Origin of the sequence: Geotalea toluenoxydans JCM 15764 (assembly GCF_001311985.1) — a bacterium.
In the GTDB taxonomy this organism is placed as follows: domain Bacteria; phylum Desulfobacterota; class Desulfuromonadia; order Geobacterales; family Geobacteraceae; genus Geotalea; species Geotalea toluenoxydans.
This window is the reverse complement of sequence record NZ_BBCJ01000001.1, coordinates 186787-206421: the sequence shown is the minus strand read 5'-3', so window position 1 is coordinate 206421 and position 19635 is coordinate 186787. Positions and strand designations below refer to the sequence as shown.

The window sequence follows — 19635 nt, the reverse complement described above, 5'->3', positions numbered from 1 at the left end:
CCGGTTCATGGCACATTTGTTTCAGAGATCGCCTGCCCTGCTGCGGAGAAACTGCTGAAAACGGTCCATGTAATAGTAGACGACCGGCGTAATGAAGAGGGTCAGGAGCTGGGAAACGAGAAGCCCGCCGACAACTGCCAGCCCCAAAGGCCGTCTGGATTCTGCGCCGGCACCGAAACCCATGGCAATGGGCAATGTGCCCATCAGCGCCGCCATGGTCGTCATCATGATCGGCCGAAAACGGACGAGACAACCTTCATAGATGGCGTCGAGGGGGCTCAGGCCTTGATTCCGCTGCGCCTCCAGGGCGAAATCGATCATCATGATGGCGTTTTTCTTGACGATTCCCACCAACATGATGATCCCGACAAATGAATACAGGTTCAGGTCTTTGCCGAAGATGAGAAGCGTGATCAAGGCGCCGAAACCGGCGGAGGGTAGCCCCGAAAGAATGGTCAGCGGATGGATGTAGCTCTCGTACAGGATCCCCAGAACGATATATATGACTAAAATGGCCATGATCAGCAGAAGGGCCAGCCCTTTGGTGGAGGCCTGGTAAACCTGCGCCGTTCCCTGGAAACCGGTGGTAATGGACGCAGGCAGCGATTTTGCTTCGTTTTCCACGGCTGCCACCGCATCACCCAATGGAGTTCCGGGTTTGATGTTGAAGGAGACTGTGACCGAGGTTATCTGCCCAGATGATTGACCGACAGTGGCCCCACCCCCGTAGTCAGAGTTGCCAGGGAGGAAAGGGGCACCAGTTGTCCGGCATTGGACCTCACATAGAGCATGGACAGGGCTGCCGGATCAGACTGATATTGGGGAGCCAGTTCCATGATTACCCTGTACTGATTTATGGGCGAATAGATGGTGGAAACCTGGCGGCTTCCGTAAGCGGAAAAAAGGGTATCTTCGATGCGTTCTGCAGTTATCCCCAAGGCAGCAGCCCGGTCACGATCCAGTTGCAGATTGATCTGCGGGTTTTTCAACTGCAGGTCGCTGGTCACCTCCTGAAGCATGGGCAGCCCGCGCAGCTTCGCCTCGAATGCAGAGGCGTTCTGGTAGAGATCCTCCGTATCCGGACTCTGCAGGACGAACTGATACTGTAACTTGGATGATGTCGCTTCGAGACGGATCGGTGGGGGATTGTTCATGAACATGGTGATGCCCGGAATGCCCATCACCTTCGGCCGCAGTTTCTGGATGATCTGGTCCGCGTTCAGGTTTCTCTCATGGCGCGGCTTCAGCTTTATGAACATGAATCCGCTGTTGGAGCCGACGCGGGAGCCGCTGGCCCCCACTGTGGACATGAAAGCCTCTATATTCGGCTCCTGCAGGACAATCTTTGCCAGTTCCTGCTGGTGCCTCTTCATCTCCTCGAATGACACGCCCTGGGCACCCTCTGTGGGAGCCGAGATGGCACCGATGTCATCGGAAGGCAACAGCCCCATGGGCATTATCATAAAAAGCCAGATGGTGACGGCAGTCATCACCAGAGTTATCAGCATCGTCGTGCGCCGGTACCTTAGAACCCTGGACAAGGTCAGCCGGTACAGCTCAAGCATTCCCTGAAAAAAACGCTCCATGAAGTTGTAGAACTTGCCGTGCCGAACCTCTGCCGGCGGTTTGAGAAAGCGACTGCAGAGCATGGGGGTAAGGGAAAGTGACACCAGGCCGGAGATAAGAATGGCGACGGTAATGGTGACGGCAAATTCATGGAGCATCCTGCCCAGCATCCCCGACATGAACAGCACCGGAATAAAGACCGCCACCAGGGAAATGGTCATGGAAATAATGGTGAAACCTATTTCCCGAGAGCCGCGTAATGCCGCTTCGTGGGGATTCTCGCCATGCTCCATGTGGCGAACGATGTTTTCCAGCATGACGATGGCATCATCGACAACGAAACCCACCGACAGGGTAAGTGCCATCAGCGTGATGTTGTTGACGGAAAAACCGAAGGCGTACATGGCGGCAAAGGTGCCGATGATGGACAGCGGCAGGGCAAGACTGGGGATGACCGTAGCGGAGAGATTGCGCAGAAAGAGAAATATGACCAGGATAACCAGGGCGATAGTCAACAGCAGGGTGAACTTCACATCGGCAACCGATTCCCGGATGGTAACCGTGCGGTCGAAAAAAACATCGAGCTGTACCGAAGCTGGAATCTGGCTGCGAAAGCTGGGAATCTGCTTCTTGATGCTGTCGACGACTTCAATGGTATTGGTCCCCGGCTGGCGCTGGACGGCCAGAATGATGGCCCGGTGGATTTCCCCTTGGTGTTGTACCAGGCAGCGACTTTGTCGTTTTCAACACTGTCCGAAACCGTGGCTATGTCTGAAAGCCTGACGGGGGAGTTGCCGCGGTAGGCAACAATGAGCGGCTTGAAAGCCTCAGCATTGTATAACTGTCCTGTGGCCTGGATGGTGAATGCCTGACGTTCCCCCTGCAGGCCTCCGGTGGGCAGATTGACGTTCCACCTGTCAAGTGCGGCAGCAACCTCGTCCAGGCCTATTTTCAAGGAAGTTAAGGCATTTGGGTCCAGCTGTACCCGAACGGCATATTTTTGCGAACCGTTGACCTGTACCTGGGCAACACCGCTGATCATGGAAATCCGTGGGGCGATGATCGTGTCCGCGTACTCGTTGACCGCCGACAATGGAAGGGTCTGTGAACTCAGTGCCAGATAGAGCACGGCCTGATCGGCAGGATTAACTTTCTGGAACGACGGTGGATTGGGCATGTCCTGTGGCAGTTGACGGGCGGCCTTGGAGATTGCCGCCTGCACGTCCAGGGCAGCAGCATCGATATCCCGGTCCAGGTCGAACTTGAGAACAATGATGGAAACGCCCTGGCCGTTGGTGGAACTCATGGAATCCAATCCGGAGATGGTGGAAAACTGCCTTTCCAACGGTGTGGCTACGGCACTGGCCATGGTCTCGGGGCTTGCCCCGGACAGGTTTGCGGTAACTTGGATGGTGGGGTAATCGATGCGCGGCAGGTCATTGACCGGCAGAAGACGATAGGCAAAAAGGCCGAAAATCATGACAGCCAGCATGATCAGCGATGTCATGACCGGACGTTTTATGAAGAGTTCAGAGATGTGCATGGCACCTTGGACCTGAAACTGTTATTTGCGGGTAACTCAGGGTTAAGAAAGCTATTTTTGTCCCATTGGTGAAGACGGCTGCAGATTTCCCGATCCCCCTTTTTTGATTTCAATCTGAGCGCCAGGGGTCAGTCTCATCACCCCATCGGTAACGACTACTTCTCCAGGACGCAGCCCATGGTCGATCACTACCAGGCCCTTGTCACTAATGCTGGGAGATACGGGTCTAAGCTCCGCTTTTTTATCGGCGCCGATTACAAAGACGAATTGGCCCTGCTGGGAGGTCTGCACAGCGGCGGCAGGGATTACAATGGCATTTGGCCTGGTGCCAAGGATAAGCGATACATTAACGAACTGCCCGGGCCACAGACGTCTGTCTCCATTGGGAAAAGTGCCTTTGAGACGAATGGTGCCGGTGGTCGTGTCGACGGTATTGTCGAGAAAGCTGACGACACCCCGCAAACTTCCCTGCGCATCATTGGGCACCAGTGCCTCCACAGTCATACTGCCACCAGCCACTTGCGGCTTGATGACGGTAAGCTGTTTTTCAGGAACGGTAAAACTGACATAAATGGGAGATATCTGGTTGATGGTAACCAGAGCAGCAGTATCGTTGCCTTTGACGAGAGAGCCCACATTTACCAGCAGACTGCCGGTACGGCCGGGGATAGGTGAACGGATATAACAGTAGGATAACTGTATTCTGGCATTTTCCACTGCCGCCCTGTCTGCAGCCACCGCTGCGGAAAAGGCTTCTGCATTAGTCCTTAGCTGGTCATATTGTTCCTGGGTGACGATTCCATCTCTCACCAGCGCTGCATAACGTCCTGCCTGCTCCTCAGCGTTCCTGGCCTGGGCCAGATCACGGGCCAGGTTTGCCTCCGCCTGTTTCAACGCGGCACGGTAAGTTCCGGGGTCTATGGTAAAAAGGAGGTCCCCCTTCTGCACATCCTGTCCCTCACGGAAATGAACCCTGGAAATAATCCCGTTGACCTGTGCCTTGACCGGTACGCTGTTAAAGGGTTCCACATTGCCGACGGCATTGACGGTTATGGGCACAGTCTTCTGTTGGACGGTGGCTACGGCAACCGGCACTGGAGGCTTTCCTTTGGGTTTTTCCTTTTTCTTGGCACAGCCGGTCAACAGAAAGTTGAGCAAAAGCAGAAACAATATTAATCGAAGGCTTATGTAATAATTACGCTTATGGGTAGATTTGAACACCCGGGGCCTCCAGCAATGATTTCAGGTCATTTGTTTTTTAGCATATTTATCGGATTTATTAAACTAGTTCTCCCGCTATTATCCATATTCGCTGTGGCCGTACTTGCACCAAGGCAACTTGTGTCAATAAATCAGCTACTTGCGAAGCGGCAGGCACTAAACTTCTTCATATTGCCGCAACTGCAAACAATTTGTTAACATATTCCTGCTGCAGCCCGATAAGAACACTGATTGTCAACTTTTCAAGCAGGTGATCATGAAGCCGCCGCTCCGAATACTTATTATCGATGATTCTCCTGAAGATGCCGTCCTGCTCGTCAGGGAACTGAAAAAGGAATTCAGTCCGGTAATGGAGCGTGTCGAAACGGAAGAGGCAATGCTTTCCGCCATTGAAAAGGGAAAATGGGATGTGGTTGTTTCCGACTTCGTCATGCCGGAGTTCAATGGACTTGCGGCCATAAGCATCCTTCATCAGCAGAATCGGGATCTCCCGTTCATCATGGTTTCAGGTCAGATGGGCGAGGAGCTTGCCGTTGAAGCAATGAGAGCCGGCGCCCATGACTATCTGGTCAAGGGAAACCTCAGCCGTCTCATACCGGCAATAAAACGGGAGCTTAAGGAAGCATCGGATCGCGATAAAAGACATAAAGCTGAAGCAGCCCTTCATGCCACCGAAGCGCGCTTTAAAAGCCTGGTCGAGCAGTCACTTGTGGGCATATACCTCCTGCAGGACGGGATTTTTTCCTATGTTAATCCCAAATTTGCGGAGATTTTCAATTTTCAACAGAGCGAACTGGTCGACGGCAGGGCGCTTCTCGATCTGGTTATTGATGAAGACCGGCAGGCTGTCGCTGAAATCTGCGAGACAATACTGGGTTATTCCGACAATGGTCCCCCCTGTTATTTCAGGGGACAGGGTAAGTGCGGCAAAGATCTGCAGCTGGAAATGCACGGGACCAAAACCGAGCTCAACGGCAGACCTGCATCATAGGCACCCTTCTGGACATAACTGAGAGGAAAAAAGCATTCGAACAGTTGCGACAGGCACAGAAAATGGAAGCATTGGGCCAGCTTGCCGGCGGCATAGCACATGATTTCAACAATCTTCTCACCATTATCAATGGTTACAGCACTCTGTTGCTCCGGTCCCTGGACCGGGAAAGCCCACAGCATCAGGAGGCTGAACAGATCTTGAAGGCAGGAGACCGTGCAGCAGACCTGACACGGCAGCTGCTGACCTTCAGCCGCAGACAGATTCTGGCCCCCAGGATGTTGAATCTCAATGATCAGATATGTGGCATAGAAAAAATGCTCCACAGGGTTGTCGGTGAGCATATTTATCTGGAGACATCTCTGGCCGGGGATATCGGCCTGATCAAGATTGATCCGGGACAGGTGGAGCAGATCGTCATGAACCTGGTTGTCAATGCGGGGGATGCCATGAAAGACGGTGGTGTGATAAGCATTGCAACGACGAATGCTGAAATTGACCAGTCTTTCGCATCGATACACCCTGGTTCCGTCATGGGAGGCTATGTCATGCTCGCCGTTACCGACAATGGTACCGGCATGACAGAAGAAGTAAAAAGCCGGCTATTCGAGCCTTTTTTCACTACAAAGGAAATGGGACGCGGTACAGGTCTGGGGCTGGCCACGGTTTATGGTATCGTCAAGCAGAATGGCGGCTATATTGACGTGGCCAGTGAGTTGGAGAAAGGCACCACCTTCCGAATTTACCTGCCCAGGTTAAAGCAGCAGAATACGCCGGTGAAACTTGTATCAGAAGTACCTGCTGAGGGAAGCCACACCATACTTGTGGTCGAAGATGAACCGGGAGTATTGAACCTGGTCACCCATACCCTGAAAAACAAAGGCTTCAATATCATTGGGACGACCGATCCCCTTGAGGCCCTGGAAATTTTCGATCAGCGCGGGAATGAAATAGACCTTCTTTTATCGGATGTGGTGATGCCGTTCATGAACGGGCCGAAACTGGCCGAGGCATTAACCCGAAAAAAACCCGCGTTGAAAGTCATATTCATGTCCGGACACACCGATGACAAGGTCAACTTCGAGAAGATCCTGGAAAATGGCACTCCCTTTATAGCCAAACCATTTACCAACGGGGCGCTGGTGACGAAAATAGCCCGTACACTTGCAAATTTAGAGGATAGAACTACTGAGCTAGGAGCGGACAGATGAAAGAACACATACTCATTGCCGACGATGAGGAAATGATCAGGGACCTGCTTTGCGCAACCCTGGGCAAGGAAGGTTATCACTGCCACCAGGCGAGTAATGCCGATGAAGGCCTGACCGTACTGGAAAGCCAACCCATAGAAGTTGCATTTCTCGATATCATGATGCCCGGCAGGTCGGGTGTGGAGCTGTTGAAGGACGCCAGGAAAGTCAAGCCCGACATCAGCGTCCTCATGATAACGGCACTTAACGACATGGATACGGCTCTATCCTGCATACATTTGGGCGCAGAGGACTACATCACCAAACCATTCAATCTGGACAGGGTGCTCTTGACAGTGCGGAATATCTCGGAAAAGCGCCGCCTGATAAAAGACAACAGGGAGTATCAGTCAAATCTCGAACTAAAGGTCCGTGAACAGACAGAGGTAATCAGAGAAGCCATGGGTGAGGTGAACCTTGCCTATGAGCACACACTGACGGCGCTCATACGGGCGCTGGACGCACGGGAAAGAGAAGTCGGTTCCCATTCAGAAAGGGTCATGACATATACCCTCCTCATGGCGCAAAAACTTGGCATCGACAAGGAGGATTCAACTGCCATGGCAAAGGGAGCATTGCTCCATGACATAGGCAAAATAGGTATTTCCGACAATATTCTGCTGAAACCCGGGAAACTGGATGTTGAAGAGTGGGAACTGATGAGGCGGCACCCGCAAGTGGGACATGATATTCTGAAGGGAATCAGATACTTCAAAGGGGCTGCAGAACTGGTACTCTGCCACCATGAACGCTTTGACGGGAATGGTTATCCCAATGGCCTCAAAGGGAAGGACATACCTGTCAGCGCCCGCATTTTCGGTCTGATCGATACTCTGGATGCCATGACCTCAGACCGGCCTTACAGAAAAGCTCTGCCTTTCCAGGCAGTTGTCGATGAAGTCATCAAATGCAGAGGCTTTCAGTTCGATCCCGAACTCGTGGACATCTTCTTGCAAATCGATAAAAAGGAATGGGAAGCTGCGGCAGGAAAATTCTTTTCTTAGGTAGTTTTCATCTGGAAACGCCGGATCAGCCAATGGCGAGGCATTCCCCCCGGCGAGAATTAAATGAGTTTGCAGAGTTACCTAAGAATTGAAGCTTATTCGTTTGCCCCGCTCTTGTACCTCTCCAGCCGATCGCGGAGAGTATTTCTGCTGATTCCCAGCAGTTTCGCAGCGAAGACCTGGTTATTGTTGCTCTTTTCCATGGCCATATGGATCAGGGCCTTTTCCAATCCCATGTTGACGCTTTCATAAATGGTCCCCTTGTTCTTGAGGCAGATCCCGTCGAAAACCGGCTCCAGCATCTTCCAGAATACCTCGTAGTAATCATCCCCGGCACAGTCCAGGTCCACTTCCTTGAATCCGGCTTTTGCGGTGAGAAATGATTCCAGATCTTCCGGCATCAGCACGTCGCTCTTGCAGAATACCGTCGCCGAATTGATGACATTCTTCAACTCCCTGATATTTCCCTCCCAGGGGTGTTTCAGCAGCAGGTCCGTTGTTTCCGGCGCGACGCGCCTGATGGTTTTTCCGTATTTGCGGGAGAATTTCTTGACGAACAGGTCAATGAGCAGCGGAATATCTTCTGCCCGGTCTTTCAGGGGAGGAAGAAAAAAATTGACAACCCGTAACCGGTAAAAGAGATCCATTCTGAAGGTCTTTTCTTTGACCGAGGTCACCAGGCTCTTGTTGGTGGCGGCAATGATGCGCACATCGACGCGGATAGTATCGTTGCCCCCGACCCTCTCGAACTCCTGGCATTCCAGCACCCGTAAAAGCTTACCCTGATTAGCCGGGCTCATCTCCCCTATTTCGTCAAGAAAGATGGTGCCGCCGTTGCACTGTTCGAATTTGCCTATTCTTCTGGCATAGGCATCGGTGAAGGCCCCTTTCTCGTGGCCAAAGAGTTCCGATTCCAGCAGAGCTTCCGGCATGGCCGCACAATTGACTGCAAGAAACGGACGGTTTTTCCGCCGGGAATTGTCATAGATGGCCCGGGCCAGGAGCTCCTTGCCCGTCCCGCTTTCACCCTGAATCAGAACCGTGGCATCGGAATCGGCAACCTTGCCCACCATCTTCCAGATCTCGATCATTTCCGCAGAGGAACCGATCATGATGTCATCTGCGTCTTCTTCAAGTTTGAGCTGATTGGTGTCCTTGGTGTATCTCACCTTCCTGTTGAGCAGATTGCATTCCAAAGCCTTTTGCACGGATGATCTAAGTTTGTTGGTATCGAAAGGTTTCGTTACATAATCGTAAGCGCCAAATTTCATGGCTTCTATTGCATTCTGGGTAGTCTTGTGGCCGGTGGTCATGATAATTGACAGCCCGGGGTCAATTTTTTTCGCCTCCTGCAAAACCTGAAAGCCGATTTGCCTGGCATGCTTATATCGAAAATGGCCACATTAGGACGTTCGGTCAGTATCAGCTTGAGTGCGGCATCACTTTCGCTCTCAAGCATTACCTCCATTTCCTCACCATGAAAAACAGTTTTCAGCATCAGGAGAATATCTGGGTCGTCATCAAGGATAAGCAGTTTTGCCGTCATTGGTTGGATCTCCTCTTTCTATAAATACGTATCGGCTGCAAAACATACTCCTTTAGCGGTTGGCGTTGATCCATAAAAAAGCCGCCTTTTGCAAAGCGGCTTTTTGATGGTGGTTATTGATGGTGCAATTACAGATCATCTTCGTCAGGTTCATCATCCCCGTATTCGTCGACGCCGAATGATTCATCATAGCCCATGTCACCGGCGCTTCAGTGTCATCAAGTTCTTCGGCCATGAACTGTTCGGGGGAGCGCTCGTCCTCTTCCTTTATTGCTTCGAATTTTGCGAGGATGTCTCCTTTGGTGCAGTAGCGCCCATCGCGGTGCGAACAGGCATCCCTGTCACACAGGTCAAAGAGCTGTATTTCCGTGCAAAGTCTCCGTTGATTTTGTACATCTTCCATAATTTACTCCGTTGAATCATTATGCTTTGTCCACGTACTCCATGGCGCGATTTACGTCTTCCACACACCCGATATAAATTGGTGCTCGCTGGTCCAGGCTTTCCGGCTTCAGGTCCAGTATGGGAGTTTTGCCGTTTGTTGCAGCCCCCCCTGCATGTTCAATAAGAAAGGCCATGGGATTGAGCTCGAACAGAAGGCGCAGTTTCCCATTGGGTGAACCGTTCAGCGCCGGGTACATGAAAAGCCCCTTCCCTTTCATCAGAACCTGGTTGATGTCAGGCACGAATCCGCCGGAATAGCGCAGTTTGCAACCTTTTGCCTCAAGGTAACGGATGAACTTCTCATCCCCCTCGTTGTACTTGTTGCGCAGTCCTCCGGGGGAGTAAATATTTCCGTCACGCTGCATGCGGACGTTTTCCCTGGTCAGGTTGTACTCCATCAACTGGTTCATGGTGAACTCATGTACACCGTCACCTACGGAGTATACCAGTGAGACGCGGGGTCCGTAAAGGATATACATGGCAGCTACCTGCTTGCGTCCTTCCTGCAGGAGGTTGTCTCCCTTGAAGATGGAAACGATGGTGCCTACGGCCAGGTTGACATCCACCAGAGACGAGCCGTCAAGGGGGTCGTAGGCAACCGAGTAAAGGCCGTCGGAATCTGTTGTAACCTGATAGATCTCATCCATCTCCTCGGAGGCTATGTTGCAGACTACTCCAGAATGAATGAGCCGCTTCCTCATGATCCGGTCGGACAGTACATCCAGAGCCAGCTGCTCTTCACCGTAAAGGTTGGAGGTACCGGCAACACCCAGATCGCCGGTACGAACCGCATTAATCACATACTTGCTTGCCTCGGCAATTTCGCAGATGAGGTGTACAAGCTTGTCACAGATATTCTGACTGCGCAGATGACGACGCAGATCGATTTGAAATTTTGACTTCCCCGGCTCGCTTAACATTTTGTTGCCCCCTTAAATGAAATTAAATTTTTGTAAGCTTAGCTCAAACAATAGTGCAAATCAAGAAAAATGCCTGGCGAAAAAAGCCGCCTTTATGTCCTGAATCAGGCTTTAGCCATCATCATATTCATCAATCTGAAGCCCTCTTCGACAAAAAGGCCTGTGGCAGCTGCAGATTCCTCGTCATATCCGGCCACGCCGTCATTGACCTTCTCTTCGCCCCCATAGAGGATAAAAGGAACCGGGTCGGAAGTATGGGTCATCAGGCTGACCGGGGTCGGGTGGTCCGGTGCACAGAGAATCCGATACTGACCGAACTGACGGATTCCTTCCAAGACCGGGCCCACTACCAGTGAGTCGAACTGCTCGATGGCCTTTATCTTATCCTGCAGGTTACCTGAATGTGAAGCCTCATCGGGGGCCTCAACGTGAAGATAGACATAATCGTGCTCTTGCAGAGCCTGCAAAGCAGCATCAGCCTTTCCTTTGTAGTTGGTATCTATGTAACCGGTCGCTCCCGGCACATTGATAATGTCGAGGCCTGCATAGACCCCGATCCCCTTGATCAGATCCACTGCCGAGATGACGGCGCCATTGAGGCCGAATTTATCGGCGAAGGTGGCCATTTTCGGGGATTTGCCGTGTCCCCAGAGCCAGATGGAGTTGGCCGGCATTTCGCCTTTCTCCAGACGCCGCTTATACTGGGAATGGTTGAAGAAAACCAGCTGGGAAGAGTTCATTAGGTTGATAAGCTCCTCAGCCCCTTCTCCATGGGGCAGAAATTCAAGGATTTCCTTGCCGGTGATATCGTGGGGAGGGGTGGCAGAAATCTTGTCCTTTCCCTTTCGCCAGACCATGAGATGGCGATAGCCCACCCCCGGATAGAACTGGAACTCATCGCTGTCCAGATTCTCCTGCAGCGCCTCGATCAGTTCTCTGCCGTCATCGGTGGAAATGTGCCCTGCCGAATAGTCGCGCATGTAAAGCTTGCCGGCGTGGGGTTGAAGGTTGATCAGATTAACCCGGAAAGCAACATCATCCTTTCCCAGCTCAACCCCCATGCTCGCTGCTTCCAGCGGCGACCTGCCGGTGTAACAACTTGCAGGATCGTAACCGAAAACGGAAAGATTTGCCACGTCGCTACCCGGCGGCAGACCATCGGGAACTGTTCTGGCAAGCCCCAACCTGCCGCGCTTTGCCATGAAATCCATATTCGGCGTCTTAGCCGCCTGCAGTGGAGTTTTACCCCCCAGTTCCCCGACCTTTTCGTCGGACATGCCGTCGCCGAGCAAGACAATGTACTTCATGGAACTTCCTTTCGTTAATGGAATTAATGCATTACAAAAAAGCTAACCTCTTGGGTGTATATCCTGGTGGAGCTGCTTTAGCCGCTCTCTGGTCACATGGGTGTATATCTGTGTAGAAGACAGGTCCGCATGGCCCAGCATTATCTGCACACTGCGCAGATCAGCCCCGTTTTCCAGCAGATGGGTGGCAAAGGAGTGCCTCAGACTGTGGGGCGAGATGCTTTTCCTGATGCCGGCGGCGGCAGCACGCTTCTTGATGATGTTCCAAAAGGCCTGGCGGGTCATCCCGTCACCCAGCCTGCTGATAAAAAGGATCTCGCAGTCTCCTTTTCGATCGGCTTTTACCCTGGCAGAGCGCAGATACTCGGCTGTGGCAAGCCGTGCAGTTTCTCCCAACGGAACCAGACGCTCCTTTTCCCCTTTGCCCATGGTAAGAAGATAGCCGGCGTCCAGGTTGACATCCCGAAGCTTCAGCGCCACCAGTTCCGAAACGCGGAGACCGGTGGCATAGAGTACCTCAAGCATGGCCAGGTCCCTGAGGTCATTTAAGTCCGCAGAGCGAGCAGAATCAAGCAGCAGTTCGACCTCTCGCCCCGACAGTATGTCAGGCAGCCTGTTCAGGCTCCTTGGTGCTTCGATAATGACAGCAGGATTATTCGGGCAATGGTTTTCCACCATCAGGAAACGGTGAAACATTTTAACAGCAGAAAGGGCCCTGGCCCGACTTCTGGGGGAAAGTCCCCTCTCCTTCAGACCTGCAAGGTGTTCAATAACATCCATGGCCGTTATGTGGTCCAGATCCAGGCGTCCCTGGCCTGCAAGAAAATCAAGATAGACGCTAAGATCACGACTATAGGCTCAAGGGTGTTTTTTGTCAAACCCTTCTCCACCTGAAGGTAGTTGAGAAAGAGGTCAAGATATTCGTTCATGCCTCATCTATGCTCTGGAGCAACCGGCCGCGGATCTCCTCCAGTTTGTCCTGATCGATAATCTTCTGGCCGAAAATGTCCTTCACGTAAAATACGTCCGCAACCTGGTCGACCTTGGTGGAAACCTTGGAGACACCGATATAGAGACCAAGTTCGCTCAGGGTGCTGGTGATCCTGTAGAGGAGTCCCACCTTGTCGTGGGTATAGATGTCGATAACCGTGTAATCCGCGGAAACCTCGTTATCGATCTCGACCCTGGTGGGAAACTTCGGTTTTGCCTTTTCAGCAAGGAAGGCGGCCCGGTGCCGTTTTTTCACCAGGGCAGCGATCTTTGTCTTACCTTCAAGAACCTGGCGCATGTCGTCTTCAACTCTCTGCCAGCGCGCCTCATCTGTTATGACAAAGCCTTGGGGAGAATTGACCTGCAGCACATCCAGCACCTTGCCGTTGAGGTTGGTCAGGATGTGCGCTCCGAGAATGTTCATGCCGTTTGCCGCCATAACCCCCGTTATCATGGAAAAGAGGCCGGGGGTATCAAAGGTGCAGATGGTAAAGCTGGAAAAACCCCTGTCTATTTCATGGGATACCTTCAGCACCAGCGGTTTTTCTTCAAGTTGCAGGAGAATTCGCACGTGGTCGGCAATCACCGGCGGGGCATTGGAAAGGACATGCCTCGTCGTAAGCGCTTTGAGTTCATCTTTGACGACAGTAGCAGGATATTCGTCATCGATGATTTCCAGAACCTGCCGCTTGACCTTCTTCACCCGCTCACTGCTGGCCTCAAACTCGAAGTCTCCTCGCTCCAGAACCTGGAAAGCCTTTTCATACAGTTCCTGCAGAAGCAGGGCCTTCCATTCGGTCCAAACCTCGGGACCCACTCCCTTTATATCGGCATAGGTCAGGAGATAGAGCATTTTCAGGTTTTCGCTCTTACCCATCTGTCGGGCAAACTCGATGATCATCTTCTCGTCGTGCAGGTCACGTCGCTGGGCAATATGGGCGAAAAGCAGGTGGTTTCTGATCAGAAAATCGAGACGTTCGCTGTCCTCCTTGCTGAGCCCCATACGGCGGGCAATGGTCCGGGACAGGTCAGCCCCCTTTTCCGCATGGCCTCCACCTTCCCCTTTGCCCACATCATGGAGCAGCACGGCAAGCAGAAGCAACTCCCGCTTGTCCACCTCGCAGGCAAGTTGTGTCAGCAGCGGCAGATCCTCGGTGCTCGCCTCTCCAAAGTTTTACAATCTCCTCAACACAGAACAGGGAATGGATATCCACCGTATAAATGTGGTAGATGTCGTGCTGAACCTTGCAGTAGATCCTCTCGAATTCCGGGAGGAACACGTTGAGAAACTCCAGGTGGTGCATCAGTTTCAGTGTTTCTGCAACCCCCTTTTCCGAGCGAAGGATGGCAAAAAATGAGCTGTTAACCTCTTTCGAACGGCGGAATTTGTCGTTAACCAGGTCCAGGTTTCTCCTTACCAATGCCTTTACCTTGATGTTCAGGGATACGCTGTGCTTCTGGGCGTATTCGAAAAGCTTCATCAGCCGGGCCGGGTCCTTCTCGATGATCATCTCATCGGGGATCACCAACTCCCCTTTCAGCACATAGAAGCCTTCTCCCACGGGGCGGCGGGTGAAGTAGCCCAGTATCTTGAGTGGGCCATCCTCACGCAATGCACACTTTGTGATGACCAGAGATGAAAAATGCTCGACCCTTGTTGCATGGAGATAAAAATCGCGCATGAAATCTTCTACCGCCAATACCTTTCCCCGGTCCTTGTAGCCGAAGAACTGGGCAAGGCTGGTCTGGGTGTCGAAGGTCAGCTGATCGTTCTTGCGCCCGGCAAGGTAATGCATTTCATTCCGTATCCGCCACAGATAGGAAAGCGAAGCGTTGTAAACGGCAAGTTCTTCTTCGGACAGCACCCCCTTGACGATCAGCTCGCGGGGATCATCGATCTTGTACTTGATCTTGGCGACCCAGATTGCCGTATGCAGATCCCGTAGACACCCCTCCCCCTCCTTGATGTTCGGCTCAAGAATATAGATGCTGGACCCGTATTTATCCCGGCGTTTCTTCAGCTCATCCAGTTTTTCCCTGATAAAGGCATCGCTTCTCTTGGCAAGTATCTGGGTCAGCATAGTTTTTTGAAAGGCCTGGAAAAGCAACCTGCTGCCGATTATGAAACGGCCGTCGAGCATAGCCGTTTTGACGGTGGTATCGGCATTGGACATCTCAATGCAATCGTTGAGGGTGCGCACCGAATACCCCACATCGAGGCGCATGTCCCAGAGAAAATAAAGAAGCTTCTGGGCAATATCTTCAATCCTCTGGGAATCCTTACCCCCATGGAGAAACATCAGATCGATATCTGAATAGGGATTGAGCTCGCCACGGCCGTAACCGCCCACGGCAATCAGGGTAAGTTGCTCCCTGGCGTGCTTGTAGTTGTCCAGCCACTTGGTGATGCTGAGAAAAAGCTTGCGGATAAGGGTATCGGTCATGGCGGTAATTGCTTTTACCACCCATTCGCCGGACTCTCCGGCACGATGCCGTTCCTTTATCTGCTCGCGATAGTAGCCGAGATACTCCTTGCTGGCCGACAGTAGAACCGGACGCATCTCCTCGAATGAGCCGTGGCCTTTTTTGCCCATTTCCGGAAAATAATGATCGATTTGGTATTCCATTGCGCCCCGCAGGATTTGTATTGGATAAATACGCCGTGCTTATTTATTTGAGGCTTGAGATGTAGCCTTTGACCCCTGCCATTATTCCTTCTGCCACTGCTTCCTGATAGCGCGCATCCTTCAGGCGCTCCTCTTCCCGCTCGTTGCTGAGGAAAGCGGCCTCCACCAGGATGCTCGGCATCGTTGCCCCCACCAGGACATAGAAGGGACCCTGCTTTACCCCCAGATTCTTCATGGGGAACAAGCCGTTGGCTTTCCCATAGGCAGCCTTCTGCACCTCGTCTGCAAGGTGAGCCGAATCGTTCAGTTTATAGTTGGCCATCAGGTCGAAGAGCACAGCTTGAAGCAGGCTTACTTTTTCAAGCGAGGTGCCGTTTTCCTTGGCTGCAAGCTGGGCAGCCTTTTCCGTCTTGGCCAGATTTAAATAGTAGGTTTCCATGCCGCTTGCGTTTCGATTCAAGGAGGCATTGGCATGCACCGAAACGAAGAGGTCGGCTCCGACCTTGTTGGCGATGGCGGTGCGCTCCTGCAGCTCGATGAAAACATCGGTGGAACGGGTCATGACAACGTCAAGTCCAAGCTCCTCCTTCAACTTTTGGGCGAGCTTCAGCCCGATCTGCAGCACGACGTCCTTTTCCCTGGTACCACCGGCACCGACAGCACCCGGGTCATGGCCGCCATGTCCGGGATCGACCACGATCCTGCGGATTTTGCCCGGTTTCCCCTTCTTTGCCGGAAGATTTTTTTCTTCCACAGCCGAAATCTTCGCTGCCTCGGCCATGGGAGGCGCTTCCTGAATGGTCTCTTTTATGGCCGAGATCTCCGGTTTACGATCACCTTTAACATCGATAATAATGCGGAAAGGATTGGAAAAGGAGAAGATCTTGTAGTCCTTGATGCTGTCCAGATCCAGAACTACACGGACCACATCGGCTTTGTACTGGGCAACGCGAGCTGTCTTCAGCAGTCCGTCTCCGATGGGGTGATCCTTGACGCCGGAATCCAGACGGGCATCCGTGATGTCGATGTAAACCCTCGGTGCGCCCGCGTCACCGGTGGCGGGAATCTTGTGATATTCAAATCTGGCTTCTCGATCTAGGGTAACAGCTATACGGGTATAGTCAGGGTTGGACCAGTGGCGGATTTCCGTGACCACTGCAGCCGGTTCCGGCTCTTCAGCCTTGGTAACGACAGGCTTGTGTGCAGCAGTCTTCTGTTTGGTCTTCTTCTTGCCAGAGCTTTTCTTCTTGCCAGAGTCCTTCTTGCCTGACTTTTTCTTTTCTTTCTGCTTTACATTCACTTTTTTGCCGGCTTTTTTGGCATGCTTAGCCGTTTTGGCGGTGGTACCCTCTTCTGCCCATGAAGGCATTGTGGAAAAGAATAAAACTGCAACTATCGTTATCCAGGAAAAAATCAGAATCCTTCGCATTTTTTCATGCCATCCTTTTAAGTTCGTCCAGCAGGTTAAGCGCTTCAAGAGGAGTCAGTGTCGCCACATCAATAGATAGCAACCTCTTGCGCAGCAGGTCTTCGGTGCTTTGAAACAGTGAAAGCTGGGAAGTAGGTACAGTGGCCTTTTTCCCCCGGGCGATACGGGGAATACCTTCTTCGGCATACTCCCCTTTTTCAAGATTGACCAGTATCTCCTTTGCCCGCTCAATAACTTCCAGGGGAAGCCCCGCCAGTCTCGCCACCTGGATGCCGTATGAATGGGAAGCGCCACCAGGTACGATCTTGCGCAGGAAGATGATCTGCTCGTTCCACTCCTTTACCGCAATATTGAAGTTTTTGATCCGCCTCCGTGTCACCGACAGTTCGGTCAGCTCATGGTAATGGGTGGCAAAGAGGGTCTTTGCCGCATGCTCTCCATTATCGTGAAGATATTCGGCCACGGCCCAGGCTATGGACACCCCGTCGAAGGTGGAAGTACCACGGCCGATCTCGTCAAGTATAACCAGGCTTTTCGGCGTGGCGTTACGCAGAATATTGGCTGCCTCCATCATCTCCACCATGAACGTGGATTGGCCACGCGCCAGGTTGTCGGAAGCGCCGACCCTGGTAAAAATGCGGTCAACCATTCCTATTCGTGCTTCTGTCGCAGGCACGAAGCTTCCCATGTGGGCCATGAGGACGATCAGGGCCACCTGACGCATGAAGGTGGATTTGCCTGCCATATTGGGTCCGGTGATGACGATGATCTGGTTTTCGTCATTGTCCAGCAGTGTGTCGTTGGGGACGAAACGCTCCCCCTGGTTAAGGGCCTCTATGACCGGGTGCCGCCCATCAACGATGGCCAGGTTGGTATCGTCATCCACCTTTGGTCGGCAGTAGTTGTTCTCATGGGCCAGCTCTGCCAGGGATACAAGCACGTCCACCGTTGCCAGACAATCGGCGGTACGGGCGATGAAGTTCCCATGACCGGCCGCAGCTCCCTGATCTCCTGAAAGAGGGAAAATTCAAGATCCCGGATCCGGTCTTCCGCCCCCAGGACCTTGTCTTCATACTCTTTCAATTCGGGCGTTATATATCGCTCCGCATTGGCAAGGGTCTGCTTGCGGATGTAATCGGCAGGAATGGAATCAAGGTTGGTCCTGGTGACCTCGATGTAATAACCAAAGACCTTGTTGTAGCGTATTTTCAGGGAACTGATGCCGGTGCGCTTTTTTTCCTGGGCCTCAAGCCTGGCGATAAAGCCCTTCCCTTCACGACTGATGGCCCTCAGCTCATCCAGTTCGGCGTTGTAGCCGTCGGCGATGATACCTCCCTCACGCAGTACGAAGGGAGGGTTTTCGACGATACCCCGCTCGATCAGCTCTATCAGCTCAGGCAATGGATTCAGACCCTCGTTCAGCCCTGCCAGCAGATTGGAAGAAAATGTGGCAAGCATCTCCTTGATTGCAGGAATTCTAGCCAGTGATTCCTTCATGGCTACCAGGTCCTTGGCCCCTGCACTGGCCAGGCTTATCCGCCCGTTCAACCTTTCAAGATCATAGACGCCATTCAAAAGGGCGGTAATCTCGGCACGGGAGCCAGCATCCTGCAGCAGAGCCTCAACCGCATCCTGCCGATCCGTTATACCCCGAATAGTTACTAGTGGATAGTTAATCCACTGCTTTATCTTTCTCCCCCCCATGGCCGTCGTTGTCCTGTCCATGAGCCCGAGCAAAGAGCCCTTGCGTTTTCCCTCGGCAAGGGTGGCAGTCAACTCCAGGTTTCTTCGGGTAGCCTCGTCCAGAAGCAGATGCTCGGCGTTGGTATAGGCCTTGATTGAGGTAACATGGGCCGCTTTCCCCTTCTGGGTTTCCTGAAGGTAATGGAGGACCGCACCTACTGCATACAGACCACTCACCAGACCGTCACATCCCAGGGACGACGGTGAGGCGCCGGCGAAATGACCGGCCAGAAGCCGCCGACAGTATTCATGGTCATATACCCAATCTTCCACGTGGGTAACTACCAGACCAGCAGTGGCACGGGCCAGCTCCTTCATTTTGCCGTTATCGCGAAAAAATGACGGCAGCAGGATCTCCCTGGGGCCGACGCAGGCAATCTCGGCAACGACTGCATCAAGGCTATCCAGTTCGGTGAGTCGGAATTCTCCCGTGGAGAGATCCAGGTAAGAAAGCCCCCAGCGGTTGCCGTCATCGTTGTGGATGGACAAGAGGTAATTGTTGTCTTTGGGGGACAAGCTGGAACCATCCACAACCAGACCGGGTGTTATCACCTTCACCACTTCGCGGCGGACGATCCCCTTGGCGCTCTTCGGGTCCTCAACCTGCTCGCAAATGGCTACCTTTTCGCCCGCTTCGATGAGTTTCGTTATGTATGGACCGGCTGAATGATAGGGAATACCGCACAGGGGTACGTCGGCGCCATCGGAGTTCTTATTGCGGGAAGTCAGGGTGATGTCCAGAATACGTGATGCCTTGACGGCATCGTCCAGAAACATCTCGTAGAAGTCGCCAAGGCGAAAAAAAAGGACCGCGTCGGGGTAGTCGGCCTTTATTTCCAGATACTGCCGCATCATGGGGGTGATTTGAGACATGGAAACCTTTTTTACAGCTGGATTGCGGCTCACATCCTAGCAAAAACGGGGATCGTTGTAAAATGAAAACCAAACCATACCTACGGGAATTCCGGTCTTTGAGATGAGAACAGATTAGGTAAAAAAGGCGACGTATGGACTTATCGAAGTAAATACTTACCTGCTCACAGTTATATGCAAT

Annotated in this window: 10 protein-coding genes and 4 pseudogenes; 3 read left to right on the top strand and 11 right to left on the bottom strand. The window is 52.5% G+C overall.

The window, feature by feature from the left end; all coding sequences use genetic code 11:
- Positions 1-5: 5 nt before the first annotated feature.
- Both JCM15764_RS00995 and JCM15764_RS00990 read right to left on the bottom strand, forming a co-directional pair.
- A pseudogene (locus JCM15764_RS00995) lies at positions 6-3109 on the bottom strand (efflux RND transporter permease subunit).
- Positions 3110-3160: 51 nt separating this feature from the next.
- Positions 3161-4330 (bottom strand): efflux RND transporter periplasmic adaptor subunit, encoded by a 1170-nt coding sequence (locus JCM15764_RS00990; RefSeq protein ID WP_054691697.1) that lies wholly within the window; start codon positions 4328-4330, stop codon positions 3161-3163.
- 256 nt (positions 4331-4586) lie between these two features.
- On the opposite strand from JCM15764_RS00990, the gene JCM15764_RS21045 reads away from it, so the two are divergent.
- From JCM15764_RS21045 to JCM15764_RS00980, 3 genes are all read left to right on the top strand, one after another.
- Entirely contained in the window at positions 4587-5321 is a 735-nt protein-coding gene (locus JCM15764_RS21045; RefSeq protein WP_243688093.1) for a response regulator, read from the top strand.
- Positions 5322-5383: 62 nt separating this feature from the next.
- Positions 5384-6532, top strand: a complete 1149-nt coding sequence (locus tag JCM15764_RS21040; protein ID WP_243688092.1) for an ATP-binding protein — start codon at positions 5384-5386, stop codon at positions 6530-6532.
- The gene (locus JCM15764_RS00980; RefSeq protein ID WP_054691695.1) at positions 6529-7575 is read left to right on the top strand and encodes a response regulator; all 1047 of its coding nucleotides are present in this window, start codon (positions 6529-6531) and stop codon (positions 7573-7575) included. Before JCM15764_RS21040 ends, JCM15764_RS00980 begins: the two co-directional genes overlap by 4 nt.
- A 95-nt stretch (positions 7576-7670) precedes the next feature.
- Here JCM15764_RS00980 and JCM15764_RS21035 read toward each other — a convergent pair whose 3' ends face one another.
- The 9 genes and pseudogenes from JCM15764_RS21035 to mutS all read right to left on the bottom strand — a co-directional run bounded on the left by JCM15764_RS21035 (position 7671) and on the right by mutS (position 19454).
- The gene (locus tag JCM15764_RS21035; RefSeq protein WP_243688114.1) at positions 7671-7778 is read right to left on the bottom strand and encodes a helix-turn-helix domain-containing protein; all 108 of its coding nucleotides are present in this window, start codon (positions 7776-7778) and stop codon (positions 7671-7673) included.
- A gap of 219 nt (positions 7779-7997) precedes the next feature.
- Positions 7998-9073, bottom strand: a pseudogene (locus JCM15764_RS21030) (sigma-54-dependent transcriptional regulator); the annotation flags it as partial.
- Between the two features lie 100 nt (positions 9074-9173).
- The gene (locus tag JCM15764_RS00970) at positions 9174-9524 is read right to left on the bottom strand and encodes a hypothetical protein (protein ID WP_243688091.1); all 351 of its coding nucleotides are present in this window, start codon (positions 9522-9524) and stop codon (positions 9174-9176) included.
- A gap of 19 nt (positions 9525-9543) precedes the next feature.
- Entirely contained in the window at positions 9544-10485 is a 942-nt protein-coding gene (locus JCM15764_RS00965; protein ID WP_012647843.1) for a class 1 fructose-bisphosphatase, read from the bottom strand.
- 104 nt (positions 10486-10589) lie between these two features.
- Positions 10590-11792 carry a cofactor-independent phosphoglycerate mutase gene (locus JCM15764_RS00960; RefSeq protein ID WP_054691694.1) on the bottom strand — a complete coding sequence of 401 codons (1203 nt, stop codon included), beginning with the start codon at positions 11790-11792 and terminating at the stop codon, positions 10590-10592.
- A 42-nt stretch (positions 11793-11834) separates the two neighbouring features.
- Positions 11835-12590 (bottom strand): site-specific tyrosine recombinase, encoded by a 756-nt coding sequence (locus JCM15764_RS00955; protein WP_279384190.1) that lies wholly within the window; start codon positions 12588-12590, stop codon positions 11835-11837.
- A 127-nt stretch (positions 12591-12717) separates the two neighbouring features.
- Positions 12718-15409 (bottom strand): annotated as a pseudogene (gene glnD / locus JCM15764_RS27615) ([protein-PII] uridylyltransferase).
- A 43-nt stretch (positions 15410-15452) separates the two neighbouring features.
- The gene (locus JCM15764_RS00945; RefSeq protein WP_054691693.1) at positions 15453-16838 is read right to left on the bottom strand and encodes an N-acetylmuramoyl-L-alanine amidase; all 1386 of its coding nucleotides are present in this window, start codon (positions 16836-16838) and stop codon (positions 15453-15455) included.
- Between the two features lie 4 nt (positions 16839-16842).
- Positions 16843-19454: pseudogene (gene mutS / locus JCM15764_RS00940) on the bottom strand (DNA mismatch repair protein MutS).
- Positions 19455-19635 lie beyond the last annotated feature (181 nt).